The sequence below is a fragment of the Cellulomonas humilata genome (genome assembly GCF_013359775.1).
Taxonomy (GTDB): Bacteria; Actinomycetota; Actinomycetes; order Actinomycetales; family Cellulomonadaceae; genus Cellulomonas; species Cellulomonas humilata.
Genome location: NZ_JABMCI010000066.1, coordinates 114,822 through 129,567, shown reverse-complemented (window position 1 = coordinate 129,567; position 14,746 = coordinate 114,822). Strand labels below are relative to the sequence as shown.

The following is a 14,746-nucleotide window of genomic DNA, read 5'->3' as shown; positions in this document are numbered from 1 at the left end:
GCTCAGCCTGCCACCGGGTCGGCGTCGGGCAGCGCGACGTCCGCCCAGCGTGCGCCCACGGCACGCACGGTGACCACACGCTCCCCCGCGGCCGCGTCGTCGAGGTCGTCGTCGGTCAGCGCGCCGCCGCGGGGGCGGGCCAGGACGACCTCGAGGCGGTCCTGCGCGAGCGACTCCACCCAGCCCTCACCCCACTCGACCACGGTCACGGCCTCCTCCAGGCTCGCGTCGAGGTCGAGGGCGTCCACCTCGTCGAGCGAGCCGAGCCGGTACGCGTCGACGTGCACGAGCGTGGGACCGGTCGAGCCGTCCTCGCGCGGGACCGGCGGGTGCTCGCGGGCGATGATGAACGTCGGCGACGCCACCTGCCCGCGCACGTGCAGCCCGACCCCGATCCCCTGCGTGAGCGTCGTCTTGCCCGCCCCCAGGTCGCCCGTGAGCACGACGAGGTCACCCGCCCGCAGCACGCCCGCGAGCGCCCGGCCGTACGCGCGGGTGGCGTCGGCGTCGGGGAGCCGGACGGTGACGGCGCTCATGCCGGGACCTCGCTGTCGACGTGCACCCGCGGGACACGCGCGCCGACCCGGGTGACGATCTCGTAGGAGATGGTTCCCGCGACGCGCGCCCAGTCCTCTGCGGTCGGCCCGCCGTCGCGCCCGGTGCCGAAGAGCTCCACCCGGTCCCCGGCCTGCTCCGTGGCGCCCGGGCCGAGGTCGAGCACCACCTGGTCCATGCACACGCGGCCGGCCACCCCGAGCGTGCGGCCGCCCACCCGCACCGGTCCGCCGGGCCGCTCCTGCGTGCCGGACGCGTGCCGCGGGATGCCGTCGGCGTACCCGAGGGGCACCAGGCCGAGCACGGTGTCCTGCGGGGTCTCGTACTGGTGCGCGTACGAGACACCCTGCCCGGCGGGGACGCGCTTGACGTTCGCCAGCTCGGCCTCCAGCGTCATCGCGGGCACGAGCCCGAAGTCGTCGGGTCCCCCGAGCTGCGGCACCGGCGACAGCCCGTAGACCGCGATGCCCGGCCGCACCAGGTCGTAGTGCGCGGCCGGCGTGGTGAGCGTGGCCGCCGAGTTGGCCAGGTGCCGGACCTCGAGGGTCACGCCGGCGCGCTCGACCGTCTCGAGGGTCTCCGCGAACACCTCGGCCTGGAGCTTCACTGTCGGGTGCTCGGGCTCGTCGGCGAACGCGAAGTGGCTCCAGAGCCCGACCACCTCGACGGCCCCCTCCGCCCGCAGGCGCAGGACCTCGGGGAGCACGTCCGCCAGGTCGCCCGGCGTCAGCCCGTTCCGGCCCAGGCCGGTGTCGACCTTGAGGTGGGCGCGCGCGGTCCGGCCCGACGCCCGCGCGGCGGCGGCGAGCTCGGCCAGGGCCCACGGCGCGGAGACGGAGACGTCGATGTCCGCCTCGACGGCCTCGCGCAGGGCGGCACCGGGTGCGTACAGCCACGTGAGGATCCGGGCGTCGGCGATCCCTGCGCGCCGCAGGGCGAGGACCTCGTCCACCTGGGCGGCACCGAGCCAGGTGGCGCCCCCGGCCAGGGCAGCCGTGGCCGTCGGCACGAGGCCGTGCCCGTAGCCGTCCGCCTTGACGACGGCCATCACCTGGGCGGTCGGTGCGTGGGCGGCCAGCGACCGGACGTTGGCGCGGACGGCGGCGAGGTCGACGACTGCGCGTGCGGGGTAGCTCACGGCGACCAGTCTCGCACCGTCCGTCAGGCGGGACGGACGATCACGTCGGCACGCCCGGCGGTCGCCGCGACGAGCCGGGCGTTGCGCTCGTCCGGGCCGTGCGACCAGGCGCGGGCGGCCTCGGGGGACTTGCCGAACGCCTCGTGCCGCGCCACCAGCCGGTCCAGCCGCAGGCCGTCGTCGGGCGCCAGGAACCACGTCTCGTCGAGCAGGTCCGCCACGGGGCCGAACCCGTGGTCGTCGAGCAGCAGGTAGTTCCCCTCGACCACTACCAGCCGGACTGCGGGCGGGACCGCGATGGCGCCGGCCACCGGGTTGCGCAGGTCGCGGCGGTACTCGGGGGCGTAGACGGTGCGCGCCGGGTCCCGCAGGCGGGTCAGCAGCGCGACGAAGCCGTCCGCGTCGAACGTGTCCGGCGCCCCCTTGCGGTCCGCGCGGCCGATCCGCTCGAGCTCGGTCTGCGCGAGGTGGAACCCGTCCATCGGCACGGCGACCGCGGTACTCCCGACGGCGGCGACCACGTCCGCGGCCACCGTCGACTTCCCGGCGCCGGGCGCCCCGACGATGCCGAGGAGCCGGCGCGGGCCGTTCGCCAGCAGAGCGTCCACGCGGGCGAGCAGCTCGGGGGTGAGCGTCATCCGGCGAGGACCTCCGCGATCGTGCCCGGCAGGGCGTCCGCCACCGCCCGGGCACTGATCGGGCCGTCGGGGTTGGCGCGGTGCGCGGCGCGCCCGTGCACCAGTGCAGCCGTCGCCGCGAGCGCCGCGGCGAGCGAAGGGTCGTCGTGCACGTCGTCCACGCGGCCGGCGAGCAGGGCGCCCAGCAGTCCCGCCAGCACGTCCCCTGCCCCCGCGGTCGAGAGCCACGCCGGCGCGTCCGCCTGCGCGTAGACCGCCCCGTGCGCCCCCGCGACGACCGTCACCGGCCCTTTGAGCAGGACCGTCGCGCCCGTCAGCTCGTGGGCGCGGCGGGCCCAGCGCAGCGGCTCCGCCTCGACCCCGGCCCGGTCGACCTGCTCACCCCGCAGGGTCAGCACGCGAGCAAGCTCCCCCGCGTGCGGGGTGAGCACCGCGTGGGGCCCGACGTGCGGCGGCAGCAGCTCCAGGGCACCGGCGTCGACCACCGCGGCCTCCCCGCGCTCCAGCACGTGCTCGAACGCGTACTCGATCCGCCGTCGCTGGCCTGCGTCGTCCGGCGAGACCCCCGGCCCGAACACCCACGCCTGCACCCGCCCGTGGCCGACGACCACCTCCGGGTGCGCCGCGACGACGGCGTCCCCCGCGTCGCCCAGGTACCGCACCATCCCGACACCCGCACGGACGGCCGCACCCGTGGTCAGCACGGCGGCGCCCTGGTACGCGCGCGAACCCGCCACCACCCCGAGGACGCCCCGGGTGTACTTGTGCGCGTCCGGCGCCGGCACGGGCCAGAGGGCGGCGACGTCGGACGGGTCGAGCCGGACCACCTCGGGGGCTCCGGCCGGGTCGAGGCCGAGGTCGACCAGCACCACCCGCCCGGCCGCACGGGCACCCGGGGGAAGCAGCAGGCAGGGCTTCGCGGCGCCGAACGTCACCGTGAGGTCGGCGTCGAGCACGACGCCGTCGCGACGCCCGTCGTCGACCCCGAGTCCCGACGGCAGGTCGACCGCGACGACGTACGGGCGGCCGCGCGCGACGATCGCGTCGACGAGCGCGCCGGAGACCCCGCGCAGCCCGGAGCCGTCCGCCCCGATGCCGAGCACGCCGTCGAGCACGACGTCGGCGCCGGCTGCGAGCGCCGCGACCTCGTCGACCGGCTCGGCCAGCTGCACCGCGCGGCCGCCGGCCCGCAGGAGCGCGGCCAGCCCCGCCTCGTGGGCGCGCGTCGCGGTCAGCACCGCGTGGACGGCGACGCCGCGGCGGGCCAGCAGCGCCCCGGCGTACAGGGCGTCGCCCCCGTTGTTGCCCGGCCCGACGAGCACGACCACCCGCGCGCCTGCCACGCCGCCCCGCAGCTCCCGCAGCGCGGCGGCCGTGTGCACGTGCAGGGCGAACGCGGCGCGCTCCATCAACGGGACGCCCGCAGCCAGCAGGGGCTGCTCGGCAGCGCGCACCTGCGCGGAGGTCCAGGTCTGCAGCACGACTCTCATCCTGGTGGGTCGGCGGACCGGCTGTCTGTTCGGATCGATTCGACCGGAGCGGGGGCACGCCGCCGGATGCGCAGGTAACGTGCCCGGCATGCGCTTCGGACTCTTCATCCCTCAGGGCTGGCGGCAGGACCTCACCGGCATCGACCCCCACGACCACTGGCAGACCATGAGCGGTCTGGCCAAGCACGCCGACGAGGGCACCGCCTACGACTCGATCTGGGTCTACGACCACTTCCACGCGGTGCCGGAGCCCAACGGCGAGGCCACCCACGAGGCCTGGAGCCTCATCAACGCGTTCGCCGCCTCGACCAGCCGCGTCCGGCTGGGCCAGATGTGCACCTGCATGGCGTACCGCAACCCGGCCTACCTGGCCAAGGTGGCCACCACGGCCGACATCATCTCGGGCGGCCGCGTGGAGATGGGCATCGGCGCCGGCTGGTACGAGCACGAGTGGCTCGCGTACGGCTACGGCTTCCCGTCCGCCGGCACCCGGATCGCGATGCTCGACGAGGGCGTGCAGATCTTCAAGCAGATGTGGACCAACGGCACCGCGACGCTGGACGGCGAGCACTACCAGGTCAACGGCGCGCAGCTGTCGCCGCTGCCCCTCCAGGTGGACGGACCGCCGCTGTGGATCGCGGGCGGCGGCGAGAAGAAGACGCTGCGCATCGCGGCCGAGCACGCGACGTACACCAACTTCGACGGGTCCCTTGAGGGGTTCGCGCACAAGTCGCAGATCCTGCGCGGGCACTGCGAGGCGATCGGGCGCCCGTTCGAGGAGATCACCCGCTCGGCCAACTACAACGTCGTCATCGGGGCCACGCAGGCCGACGTCGACGACCGGATCGCCTGGGTCGAGGAGCACCTGAGCACCACCGTGCCCGCCAAGGCGGCCGGGATCGCCGAGGACTTCCGCAACGGCCCGCTGGTGGGCACCCCGGAGCAGATCGTCGAGAAGCTCCAGGCCCTCCAGGCGCTCGGCATGACCTACGCGATCACCTACTTCGCGGAGGCCGCCTACGACCGCTCGGGCATCGAGCTGTTCGAGAACGAGGTCGTCCCCGCGCTGCGCTGAGGCGTCAGTCGCGCTCGGCGACCACCACGGCGGACGCGATGCCGGCGTCGTGGGAGATGGACAGGTGGAACCGGTCCACGCCGAGCGCGGCCGCAGCGGCGGCGACCGTGCCGACCACCTCCACCACCGGCTGCGCACCGGAGATCCGGCGCACCGTCGCGTCCTGCCAGCTCATCCCCGCGGGAGCGCCGAGCGCCTTGGCGATCGCCTCCTTGGCCGCGAACCGCGCGGCCAGCGAGGTCTCCGGCATCTGCCGCTCCTCGGGCGTGAACAGCCGGTCGCGCAGGGCGGGCACCCGGTGCAGGGTGTCGACGAACCGCGCGACGTCGACGACGTCGATCCCGACGCCGATGATCACGCTGGGCTCATGCGCACATCACTCGACCGTGACGGACTTCGCGAGGTTGCGCGGCTGGTCCACGTCGAGCCCCTTGGCGGTGGCCAGCTCGCACGCGAAGATCTGGAGCGGCACCACGGCCAGCAGGGGCGCCAGCAGGGTCGGCGACTGCGGGACGTAGAACACCTCGTCCGCGTACGGCAGCACGTCCGTGTCGCCGTCCTCGGCGATCACCAGCGTGCGCGCACCACGGGCGCGGATCTCCTGGATGTTGGAGACCACCTTGGAGTGCAGCGAGTCGCGACCGCGCGGCGAGGGCACGATGACGAACACCGGCTGCCCCTCCTCGATCAGCGCGATCGGGCCGTGCTTGAGCTCCCCGGCGGCGAACCCCTCGGCGTGGATGTAGGCGAGCTCCTTGAGCTTGAGCGCACCCTCCATGGCCACCGGGAACCCGACGTGCCGACCCAGGAACAGCACGGACGTGGTGTCCACCATCGACCGCGCCGTCTGCCGCACCCGGTCCGCGCGGTCCAGCACCTGCTGGATCTTGTCGGGCATGGCCCGCAGCTCGGTGAGGATCTCCGCCACCTCGTCGGCGAACTTGTTGCCGCGCAGCTGCGCGAGGTACAGCCCCAGCAGGTACGCGGCCGTGATCTGGGCCAGGAACGCCTTGGTGGACGCCACCGCGATCTCCGGGCCGGCGTGCGTGTAGAGGACCGCGTCCGCCTCGCGCGGGATGGTCGACCCGTGCGTGTTCACCAGGGCCAGCACCTTGGCGCCCTGCTCGCGCGCGTGCCGCACGGCCATGAGCGTGTCCATGGTCTCCCCGGACTGCGACACGGCGACGACCAGCGTCCGCTCGTTGACCACGGGGTCGCGGTACCGGAACTCGTGCGCCAGCTCCACCTCGACGGGGATCCGGCACCAGTGCTCGATCGCGTACTTGGCCACGTGGCCGGCGTAGGCGGCGGTGCCGCAGGCGACGACGACGATCTTGTCGACCGACCGCAGGACCGACTCGTCGATCCGCACCTCGTCGAGCACCAGGCGCCCGCGGGCGTCAGTGCGGCCCAGGAGCGTGTCCGCGACGGCGTGCGGCTGGTCGTGGATCTCCTTGTCCATGAACGACGCGAAGCCGCCCTTCTCGGCGGCGGCGGCGTCCCAGTCGACGGTGTACCGGCGCGCCTGCGCCGGCAGCCCGTCGAACCCGGTGACCGAGACGGAGTCGGGGGTGATGGTCACCACCTGGTCCTGCCCCAGCTCGAGGGCCTCGCGCGTGTGCGAGATGAACGCCGCGACGTCGGAACCGAGGAAGTTCTCGCCCTCACCGATGCCGACCACCAGCGGGGAGTCGTGCCGGGCGCCCACCACGACGTCCGGCGCGTCCTCGTGCACGGCCAGCAGGGTGAACGTGCCGTGCAGCGAGCGGGCGACCTCGGTCATCGCCGCGGTCAGGTCCCCGGTGACCTCGTAGGCGCGCGCGATGAGCTGCGCGGCGACCTCGGTGTCGGTCTCGGAGAGGAACACGACGCCCTCGGCCAGCAGACCGGCCTTGAGCGAGGCGAAGTTCTCCACGATGCCGTTGTGGATCACCGCGAGCTTGCCGGCCACGTGCGGGTGCGCGTTCACGTCGGTCGGGCCGCCGTGCGTCGCCCACCGGGTGTGCCCGATGGCCGCGGTCGAGACCGGGAGCGGGCGCAGGTCGAGCTCCTCGACCAGGTTGGCCAGCTTGCCCGCCTTCTTCGCGGTCGCGAGCTTGCCGTCCGGGCTGACGAGCGCGACGCCCGCGGAGTCGTACCCGCGGTACTCGAGCCGCCGCAGGCCCTCCAGCACGACGTCCAGCGGATGATCGCTGGCTACCTGGCTACCGACGTAACCGACGATTCCACACATGGCGGGGAGTCTACCGGGGCGCCCGACGGTCTCCCGGTGCGCCTCCTGTTCGCCGCTCAGGCACAATCGTCACCGTGCCACCGTCGCTGACCCCGGCCACGCCCTACGTCGACCTGGACCGCGACGCCTGGACGCGGCTCTCCGCGTCCACCCCGCTGCCCCTGACCGACGCGGACGTGGAGCGCCTCGCGGGCCTCGGCGACCCGATCGACCTGGCCGAGGTCGACGCCATCTACCGGCCGATCTCCCGCCTGCTGGACCTGCACATCGAGGCCACCCGCGGTCTGCACGCGGCGTCGAGCACGTTCCTGCGCGAGGACGTCGGCGGGACCCCGTTCGTCATCGGCGTGGCCGGCTCCGTCGCGGTCGGCAAGTCCACCACCGCGCGACTCCTGCGCGAGCTCCTCGCCCGCTGGCCCGCGACGCCCCGCGTCCAGCTGATCACCACCGACGGCTTCCTGTACCCCAACGCCGAGCTGGAGCGCCGCGGGCTGATGGACCGCAAGGGCTTCCCGGAGTCGTACGACCGCCGCGCCCTGCTGCGCTTCGTGTCCAAGGTGAAGGCCGGTCGCCCCGAGGTCCGCGCGCCGGTGTACGACCACCTCACCTACGACATCATCCCGGGCCGCGAGACCGTCGTGAACCGGCCCGACGTGCTCATCGTCGAGGGCCTCAACGTGCTCCAGCCCGCCCGACCGACCGCCGAGGGCACGTCCAACCTCGCGGTCAGCGACTTCTTCGACTTCTCGATCTACGTGGACGCCCGGACCAGCGACGTCCGCCGCTGGTACGTGGACCGGTTCCTGACGCTCCGGGAGACCGCGTTCGCCCGGCCGGAGTCGTACTTCCACCGGTACGCGGCGCTGAGCGACCACGAGGCGGTCGAGCTCGCCGAGGGGATCTGGGGCTCGATCAACGAGCCCAACCTGGTGCAGAACATCCTGCCCACCCGCAGCCGGGCGACCCTCGTGCTGACCAAGGGGAGCGACCACTCGGTGGAGCGCGTCCGGCTCCGCAAGCTGTAGCTCAGGGGCGCGCGGTGGGCGTCTCCGCGGGCGCGATGAGCCGCACCGGGTACTGCTCGCTGTCCGTCTCCTCGAGCGCGTCGAGCGCGGCCGAGACCGCCGGCTGCGGCGATCCGCAGCGGTCCGTGGGCCACACCGGCCGGATGGCCTGACCCAGGGCGTCCACCAGCCAGAGGGCCGGCGGGACGACCGCGGCAGTGCTGCACGTGCCGCCACGGGGGGCCGACGGACGCCGCAGGGCGGCGACGAGCGGGGCGAGATCCCCCTCGCGCCAGCTCGCGGTGAGGGCCACCCACGTGCCGGACGAGTCGTGCAGGGTGCCCCCCGGCGAGCAGACGACCACGCTCGCTGCCCGGAAGTCGTCGGGGACGCGGCCCGGCTCAGGGGCGTCGGCGTGCGGGGTGCCGGTCTCCCCTGCCCCTCCTGCCGCGACGAGGCCCAGGTCGGCGAGCACGGGCGCGGACAGGCAGTCGGCCGCCGGAGCGACGACGGCGGTCGGCGCGTCGCTCGCGGGGTCGGGCGCGCTGCACGACGCGAGACCCGCCACGAGGGCCACGGGCAGCGCGAGGCCGACGGCCCACCGCGCACGTACGCCCATCTCGCCCCCTGACTGCTCCGCCCATGCCGATGCCCACCCCCGGGGGTGTGGACAGGCACGGGAGCACCGACAGCGACGTCGGCACAGTCAGAGAGTAAGCACAGTCATGGGGCAGATGACCGGGTGAGACCGGATCGTTAGGCGGCGGGGTCGGATCGTGAGCGTCCTGTGACCGGCGGCGCCGTCTCGGTCTCCCGCACGGGTTCCTCTGCGGTCCGCAGGGGTGCGGCCGCGGCGGTCCGGTCGAGCGCGCGGGGCCCGGTGAACCTGCGCAGGATCCAGTCGACGACGATGCCGATCACCAGTCCACCGACCACGCCGACCGCCACGGCCACGACCGTGTTGTCGTGCAGCCAGGCGCCGGCGCCGATGCCGATCAGCGACGAGTAGGCGCCCCAGGTCAGCGCGGCGATCGCGGTGAGCCCCATGAACCGGCGGCGGCTGTAGTGCACGGCGCCCGCGGTCATGTTGACCGCCACGCGGCCCACCGGGATGTACCGGGCGGCGATGATGAACGCGGCGCCGCGGTTCGCCAGGGCAGTCTCCGCCCAGTCGACCGCCGCACGACCGCGCCGGGTCCGCAGCAGCCGCAGCTCCCGCACCTTGACCTTGGTCCCGATCTGGTAGGCGATCTGGTCACCGGTCCACGCGCCGGCCGCCGCGACGAGCATGATCAGCGCCAGGTTGGGCCGGCCCTCCGCCATCGAGACCACCGACAGCGCGATGACGATGGACTCGCTGGGGATCGGGGGGAAGAAGCCGTCGATCGTGGCGAACAGGTAGAGCACGACGTAGATCCACGGGGAACCTACGAGGGCCAAGGCCCACCCCTCCAGCACGTGACATCAGCTCCTGCGTCGTGCACCGTCGGTCGGTCCGTCCGGTGTCGTGCTCCACGGTAAGTCGCGACGATGCCCGGATGACATAGGGGTGACCCCCGGTTCATCCCTGGTGCAGCCCCTATTCCTCCCGGGGTCGGACCCGGGGTCCCCCCTCGGGCCCTTGTTCAGGCCAGGGGGAAGGAGAGCGCACGGGCGGCCGCCTCGGGGCTGGGCTCGGCCGACCACCGCGCGCCGAGCTCATCGGTCGCCGCGAGCGAGCGCAGCTCCGCGCGGTCCAGGTACAGCGTCCCGCCCAGGTGGTCGGTCTCGTGCTGGACGATCCGCGCGGACCAGCCCTCGACGACCTCGTCGACCGCGGCGCCGTGCTCGTCCGCACCGGTCAGGTGCACCCGACGCGCGCGGGCGACCACCGCCTGGTAGCCGACCACGCTGAGGCAGCCCTCGTAGAACGAGACGCGGTCCTCGTCCAGCGGCGTGTACCTCGGGTTCACCAGGACGCGGAACGGCAGCGGCTCACGCTCCCGCGCTTCCGCGTGCTCCGGCGAGATCGAGCCCGGGTCCTCGAGCACGGCGAGCGCCAGGGGCAGACCGAGCTGCGGCGCGGCGAGCCCCACCCCGGGCGCCGCCCGCATGGTCCGGTGCATGACGTCGACGAGCACCGCGAGCTCCTCGTCGGACAGCTGCCCGTCGTACGGCGTCGCCACCGCGCGCAGCGCCGGGTGCCCGGCCTGCACGATCGGCGCCACGCCCTCGGGCGAGCGCGTGCCCGACTCGATGATCCAGAGCGCAACGTCGCGCAGCGCCTGGTCCCACTGGGGCCCGGACGGCACTAGAGCGCCAGCCGGTGCTGGACGACGTCGGCGAGCTCGCGGGCGACGCGGTCCGCCTCGGACTGGGTGCCTGCCTCGACCATCACCCGCACGAGGTCCTCGGTGCCCGACGACCGCAGCAGCACGCGGCCCGTCCGACCGAGGCCCTCCTCCGCGGACCGGACCGCGTCGAGCAGCCGAGCGTCGGTGTTCGCGCGGCCCTTGTCCACCCCCGGCACGTTGACCAGCGTCTGCGGCAGGCGGCGGACGACGCCCGCCAGGTCGGCGATGGTCGATCCGGTCGCCGCCACGCGCGCGGCCAGCTGGAGGGCGGTCAGCACGCCGTCGCCGGTGGTCGCGTGCGCCGCCATGATGATGTGACCGGACTGCTCACCGCCGAGGGAGTAGCCACCGGCGCGCATGGCCTCGAGCACGTACCGGTCGCCGACGGCCGTGTCGATCGTGGCGATCCCGGCCTCGGTCATGGCCAGCTTCAGGCCGAGGTTGCTCATCACCGTGGTGACCAGGGTGTTGTCCACCAGGTCCCCCCGGTCGCGCATGGCGATCGCCAGGATCCCCATGATCTGGTCGCCGTCCACCAGGTTCCCTGCGGCGTCGACCGCCAGGCACCGGTCCGCGTCGCCGTCGAACGCGACGCCGAGGTCCGCCTCCGAGGCCACGACCGCGGCCTGGAGCTGCTCGGGGTGCGTCGAGCCGCACTTCTCGTTGATGTTGCGCCCGTCGGGCGAGGCGTTGATGACGACGACGTCGGCGCCCGCCGCCCGCAGCGTCGCCGGCCCGACCTCGCTGGCGGCGCCGTTCGCGCAGTCGACCGCGATGCGCAGGCCCGTCAGCGGCACGTCGATCGTGCCGACCAGGTGCTCGATGTACTGCTCGCCCGCGCGGCCGGTGTCGACGCGGATGCGACCGACGGCCCCGCCGAGCGGCCGCTCCCAGTCCTCGCCCATGCGCGCCTCGATGGCGGCCTCGAGCTCGTCGTCGAGCTTGTGCCCGCCGCGCGCCAGGAACTTGATCCCGTTGTCGGGCATCGGGTTGTGCGACGCCGAGAGCACCACGCCGATGTCGACGCCGAGCGCCGCGGTGAGGAAGGCGACCGCGGGCGTCGGCAGCACGCCGACGTTGTTGACGTCCACGCCGGCCGACGCCAGACCGGCGGACACGGCCGCGGCGAGGAACTCCCCCGACGCGCGCGAGTCACGCCCGACGATCGCGCGAGGACGGTGCCCCTCGAACTGGCCCAGCGAGCCCAGGACGTGGGCGGCCGCGACCGAGAGGTCGAGCGCCAGCTCGGCGGTGACGTCCCGGTTGGCGAGCCCGCGCACGCCGTCGGTACCGAACAGTCGGCCCATGGTCAGACTCCTTCGTCCTGGCGGCACGGCGCTGCTGATGCATGCCCCGCGCGTCCGCCCTCGCTGATGGTCGCAGACATGCCGATGGCCCCGCTGGTCGAAAGACCGGCGGAGCCATCGGGCCGAAGACGCGTGATCAGCGCTTCGAGTACTGCGGTGCCTTGCGGGCCTTCTTGAGACCGGCCTTCTTGCGCTCCACGACGCGGGCGTCGCGGGTCAGGAAGCCGGCCTTCTTCAGGGCCGGGCGGTTGTGCTCCTCGTCGATCGCGTTCAGCGCACGGGCGATGCCCAGGCGCAGCGCGCCGGCCTGGCCGCTCACGCCACCGCCGGTGATGCGCGCGACGACGTCGAAACGACCCTCGACGTCGACGAGCTTGAACGGGGAGTTCACGAGCTGCTGGTGCACCTTGTTCGGGAAGTAGTCCTCGAGCGTGCGCCCGTTGACCTTCCACTGACCGGTGCCGGGGACCAGGCGCACTCGCGCGATGGCCTCCTTGCGACGGCCGAGCGCGTTCGCCGGTGCCGTGATGCTCTGACCGCGGCCCGTGGGGGCTGCCGTCTCGGAGGTGTAGCTGGTGGGGGTGTCATCGCCCTCGAGGTCGATGTCGACCGTGGTCTCTGCCACTGGTGTCCTCGCGTCCTTGTTCTCTGTACTCAGCCGGCTCACGCCTGCTGAGAGACCTGGGTGATCTCGAAGGGCTTCGGCTGCTGCGCCGCATGCGGGTGCTCCGCACCGGCGTAGACCTTGAGCTTGGTGAGCTGCTGGCGCGCGAGGGAGCTCTTGGGGAGCATGCCGCGGACAGCCTTCTCGATCGCGCGCTCGGGGTGCTTCTCCAGAAGGTCGGAGTAGGCCACGGCGCGCAGGCCACCCGGGTATCCGGAGTGGCGGTACGCGAGCTTGTTCTCGCGCTTGTTGCCGGTCAGTGCCACCTTGGCCGCGTTGATGACGATGACAAAGTCACCGCCGTCGACGTGGGGGGCAAAAGTGGCCTTGTGCTTGCCGCGCAGCAACGTGGCCACATGTGTGGCCAGGCGACCCAGGACGACATCGTTCGCGTCGATGATGTGCCAGGTCCGCTCGACGTCGCCGGGCTTCGGTGTGTACGTGCGCACGGTCGTCAGCCTTCGTTTCGTTGCGAGTCTTGTCGCGGCGGGACTCCGCAGGGTGCGGGTCCGCCGATGGAATGCTCACGTCGGCATCCGGGCGGCGAGCGGGAACGCACCAGCCTTGCCGTTCTGGCTCGGTGCTGAGTGCTGAGAGGCACTGGCAGCCGCCGGAACGGGGACGCACAACGAGTCACCAGGGTAACCGCCGTGCCGCCAGGGGGTCAAAACGCGTCGGGGTGGCGGGGCGGTCAGCCAGCCGTGGCGGGCGGCCCGTGGCGTCGCACCGGCCGAAGCGCAGCCGACGCCGCCTGGACCACCCGCTCGGTCAGGTCGTCCAGCGTCGGCGTGCGCAGCGCCCAGTGCTGCCAGTAGAGCGGCACGTCGAGGTGGCGACCGGCACGGATCTCCACCAGGGCGCCTGCCGCGATCCGCTCGGCCGCAGCCACCTCCGGCACCATCCCCCACCCGAGCCCGGCCTCGACCAGCCCCACGAACGCCGACTGCGACGGCACGTAGTGCACGCGCGGGGTCACCGTGCGCCGGCCGACGACCGAGGCCACGAAGCGTTCCTGCAGGCCATCCTCCCTGTTGAACGCCAGGAGCGGCGCCGCCGCGAACACCTCCGCACCGAGCCCGTCGGCGAACCAGCGCTCCGCCCGCTCCGGCGCCGCGACGGCGAGGTACCGCATCGCGCCCAGGCGGCGGACCCGGCAGCCCTGCACCGCACGCGGGTCGGCGGTGACCGCAGCCATCACCGTCCCGTCGCGCAGCAGGTCAGCGGACAGGTCCTGGTCCTCGCGCCGCAGGTCGAGCAGGACGTCGGGCGGCAGGTCGGCGACCGCGGCGGGGAACCACGTGGACATCGAGTCGTCGTTCACGGCCACGGGGAGCCGGCGCGTGGCCGGCCGGGCGCGCGTGCCACCCGGTGCCGGGACCAGCAGGCCCATCGCGTCGCGCCCCAGCAGCTCGACCTGGCCCGCCAACCGCACCAGGACCTCGCCGTCCTCGGTGGGCCGGCACGGCCGCGTGCGCAGCACCAGCACGCGTCCCACCTGCTGCTCGAGCGCCTTGATGCGCTGGCTGACCGCCGACGGGGTCACGTGCAGGCGGCGCGCGGCCGCGTCGAAGCTGCCCTCGTGCACCACGGCCGCGAGGGCGCTCAGCTGGTCCGCATCGAACGCCACATGAGAGATCCTAACGGTTCTCCAGGAACCTGAACTGGTCTTCAGTGCGCGGGTTGCCTACCGTCGTCCCGTGACCTCCGCCGCCCTCGCGGGCTTCCTCACCGGCCTGTCCCTCATCGTCGCGATCGGCGCGCAGAACGCCTTCGTGCTCCGGCAGGGCATCCGCCGGGAGCACGTGCTGCCGGTCGTGGCGGTCTGCGCGGCCGCCGACGCGCTGCTGATCGCCGCCGGCATCGCGGGCCTGGGCGCCCTCGTCACCTCCCACCCGACCGTCCTGGCGGTCACCCGGTACGCCGGCGCCGCGTTCCTCCTCGTGCTCGCGGTCGGCGCCGCCCTCCGAGCGCGCCGCCCGGAGCGTCTGGACCCCGCCACCGAGGGGCCCGCCGCCCTGGGAGCCGTGCTCTCGACGTGCCTGGCACTCACGTTCCTCAACCCGCACGTCTACCTCGACACCGTCGTGCTCCTGGGCTCGCTCGCGCACCAGCACGACCCCGGCGCGTGGGCTTTCGGCGCGGGCGCGATGGTGGCGAGCGTCGCCTGGTTCACGGCACTCGGGTTCGGCGCGACCTACCTGCGGCCGGTGTTCGCCCGTCCGCGGGCGTGGCAGGTGCTCGACGTCGCCATCGCGGTGGTGATGGCGACGCTCGCCGTCCTGCTCCTCATCTGATAGCCAGCGGACGAG

The 14,746-nt window shown here is 73.7% G+C and carries 16 protein-coding genes; 3 read left to right on the top strand and 13 right to left on the bottom strand.

Going from position 1 to position 14,746, the window contains the following annotated elements; genetic code table 11:
• Positions 1 to 2 precede the first annotated feature (2 nt).
• From tsaE to HP550_RS12700, 4 genes are read right to left on the bottom strand one after another with little or no spacing between them, the layout of a single operon-like run.
• Entirely contained in the window at positions 3 to 536 is a 534-nt protein-coding gene (gene tsaE, locus HP550_RS12715; RefSeq protein ID WP_175348035.1) for a tRNA (adenosine(37)-N6)-threonylcarbamoyltransferase complex ATPase subunit type 1 TsaE, read from the bottom strand.
• A complete protein-coding gene (gene alr, locus HP550_RS12710; RefSeq protein WP_425484449.1) occupies positions 533 to 1,693 on the bottom strand; it encodes an alanine racemase in 1,161 nt (386 codons plus the stop codon). The genes tsaE and alr overlap by 4 nt, the downstream gene beginning before the upstream one ends.
• Before the next feature lie 23 nt (positions 1,694 to 1,716).
• Positions 1,717 to 2,331: a nucleoside/nucleotide kinase family protein gene (locus tag HP550_RS12705; RefSeq protein ID WP_175348034.1), complete on the bottom strand. Its 615-nt coding sequence runs from the start codon at positions 2,329 to 2,331 to the stop codon at positions 1,717 to 1,719.
• Entirely contained in the window at positions 2,328 to 3,821 is a 1,494-nt protein-coding gene (locus HP550_RS12700; protein WP_175348033.1) for an NAD(P)H-hydrate epimerase, read from the bottom strand. Before HP550_RS12700 ends, HP550_RS12705 begins: the two co-directional genes overlap by 4 nt.
• An 88-nt stretch (positions 3,822 to 3,909) precedes the next feature.
• Here HP550_RS12700 and HP550_RS12695 point away from each other — a divergent pair, with 88 nt between their 5' ends.
• Complete coding sequence (locus tag HP550_RS12695; RefSeq protein ID WP_175348032.1) at positions 3,910 to 4,896, top strand: LLM class F420-dependent oxidoreductase; 987 nt, start codon at positions 3,910 to 3,912, stop codon at positions 4,894 to 4,896.
• 4 nt (positions 4,897 to 4,900) lie between these two features.
• On the opposite strand, the gene HP550_RS12690 is transcribed toward HP550_RS12695, so the two are convergent.
• Both HP550_RS12690 and glmS read right to left on the bottom strand, forming a co-directional pair.
• Positions 4,901 to 5,254 (bottom strand): holo-ACP synthase, encoded by a 354-nt coding sequence (locus HP550_RS12690; protein ID WP_175348031.1) that lies wholly within the window; start codon positions 5,252 to 5,254, stop codon positions 4,901 to 4,903.
• Between the two features lie 18 nt (positions 5,255 to 5,272).
• On the bottom strand, positions 5,273 to 7,129 hold the full coding sequence (gene glmS / locus HP550_RS12685; protein ID WP_175348030.1) for a glutamine--fructose-6-phosphate transaminase (isomerizing): 1,857 nt from the start codon (positions 7,127 to 7,129) through the stop codon (positions 5,273 to 5,275).
• Between the two features lie 74 nt (positions 7,130 to 7,203).
• Between glmS and coaA the strand changes: the two genes are divergently transcribed.
• Positions 7,204 to 8,154: a type I pantothenate kinase gene (gene coaA, locus HP550_RS12680; RefSeq protein ID WP_175348029.1), complete on the top strand. Its 951-nt coding sequence runs from the start codon at positions 7,204 to 7,206 to the stop codon at positions 8,152 to 8,154.
• Between the two features lies 1 nt (position 8,155).
• On the opposite strand, the gene HP550_RS12675 is transcribed toward coaA, so the two are convergent.
• The 7 genes from HP550_RS12675 to HP550_RS12645 all read right to left on the bottom strand — a co-directional run bounded on the left by HP550_RS12675 (position 8,156) and on the right by HP550_RS12645 (position 14,064).
• Positions 8,156 to 8,752 carry a hypothetical protein gene (locus HP550_RS12675; RefSeq protein ID WP_175348028.1) on the bottom strand — a complete coding sequence of 199 codons (597 nt, stop codon included), beginning with the start codon at positions 8,750 to 8,752 and terminating at the stop codon, positions 8,156 to 8,158.
• Between the two features lie 137 nt (positions 8,753 to 8,889).
• On the bottom strand, positions 8,890 to 9,573 hold the full coding sequence (locus HP550_RS12670) for a DedA family protein (protein ID WP_246280830.1): 684 nt from the start codon (positions 9,571 to 9,573) through the stop codon (positions 8,890 to 8,892).
• A gap of 185 nt (positions 9,574 to 9,758) precedes the next feature.
• Complete coding sequence (locus tag HP550_RS12665; RefSeq protein ID WP_425484448.1) at positions 9,759 to 10,424, bottom strand: peptide deformylase; 666 nt, start codon at positions 10,422 to 10,424, stop codon at positions 9,759 to 9,761.
• Complete coding sequence (glmM, locus tag HP550_RS12660) at positions 10,424 to 11,773, bottom strand: phosphoglucosamine mutase (protein WP_175348027.1); 1,350 nt, start codon at positions 11,771 to 11,773, stop codon at positions 10,424 to 10,426. The genes HP550_RS12665 and glmM overlap by 1 nt, the downstream gene beginning before the upstream one ends.
• Positions 11,774 to 11,909: 136 nt before the next feature.
• Positions 11,910 to 12,398 carry a 30S ribosomal protein S9 gene (gene rpsI, locus HP550_RS12655; RefSeq protein ID WP_056088985.1) on the bottom strand — a complete coding sequence of 163 codons (489 nt, stop codon included), beginning with the start codon at positions 12,396 to 12,398 and terminating at the stop codon, positions 11,910 to 11,912.
• A gap of 38 nt (positions 12,399 to 12,436) precedes the next feature.
• Positions 12,437 to 12,886: a 50S ribosomal protein L13 gene (gene rplM / locus HP550_RS12650; protein ID WP_175348026.1), complete on the bottom strand. Its 450-nt coding sequence runs from the start codon at positions 12,884 to 12,886 to the stop codon at positions 12,437 to 12,439.
• A 242-nt stretch (positions 12,887 to 13,128) separates the two neighbouring features.
• Positions 13,129 to 14,064 carry an ArgP/LysG family DNA-binding transcriptional regulator gene (locus HP550_RS12645; protein WP_175348025.1) on the bottom strand — a complete coding sequence of 312 codons (936 nt, stop codon included), beginning with the start codon at positions 14,062 to 14,064 and terminating at the stop codon, positions 13,129 to 13,131.
• Positions 14,065 to 14,134: 70 nt separating this feature from the next.
• Between HP550_RS12645 and HP550_RS12640 the strand changes: the two genes are divergently transcribed.
• Positions 14,135 to 14,731, top strand: coding sequence for a LysE family transporter (locus HP550_RS12640; protein WP_175348024.1), 597 nt, complete (start codon positions 14,135 to 14,137; stop codon positions 14,729 to 14,731).
• The last annotated feature ends 15 nt before the right edge of the window (positions 14,732 to 14,746 follow it).

Bases quoted from the DNA above. Each gene is read 5' to 3' on its own strand.
- HP550_RS12675 (WP_175348028.1), bottom strand. From the start codon at position 8,752: ATGGGCGTACGTGCGCGGTGGGCCGTCGGCCTCGCGCTGCCCGTGGCC.
- HP550_RS12700 (WP_175348033.1), bottom strand. From the start codon at position 3,821: ATGAGAGTCGTGCTGCAGACCTGGACCTCCGCGCAGGTGCGCGCTGCC.
- glmS (WP_175348030.1), bottom strand. From the start codon at position 7,129: ATGTGTGGAATCGTCGGTTACGTCGGTAGCCAGGTAGCCAGCGATCAT.
- tsaE (WP_175348035.1), bottom strand. From the start codon at position 536: ATGAGCGCCGTCACCGTCCGGCTCCCCGACGCCGACGCCACCCGCGCG.
- HP550_RS12695 (WP_175348032.1), top strand. From the start codon at position 3,910: ATGCGCTTCGGACTCTTCATCCCTCAGGGCTGGCGGCAGGACCTCACC.
- glmM (WP_175348027.1), bottom strand. From the start codon at position 11,773: ATGGGCCGACTGTTCGGTACCGACGGCGTGCGCGGGCTCGCCAACCGG.
- HP550_RS12705 (WP_175348034.1), bottom strand. From the start codon at position 2,331: ATGACGCTCACCCCCGAGCTGCTCGCCCGCGTGGACGCTCTGCTGGCG.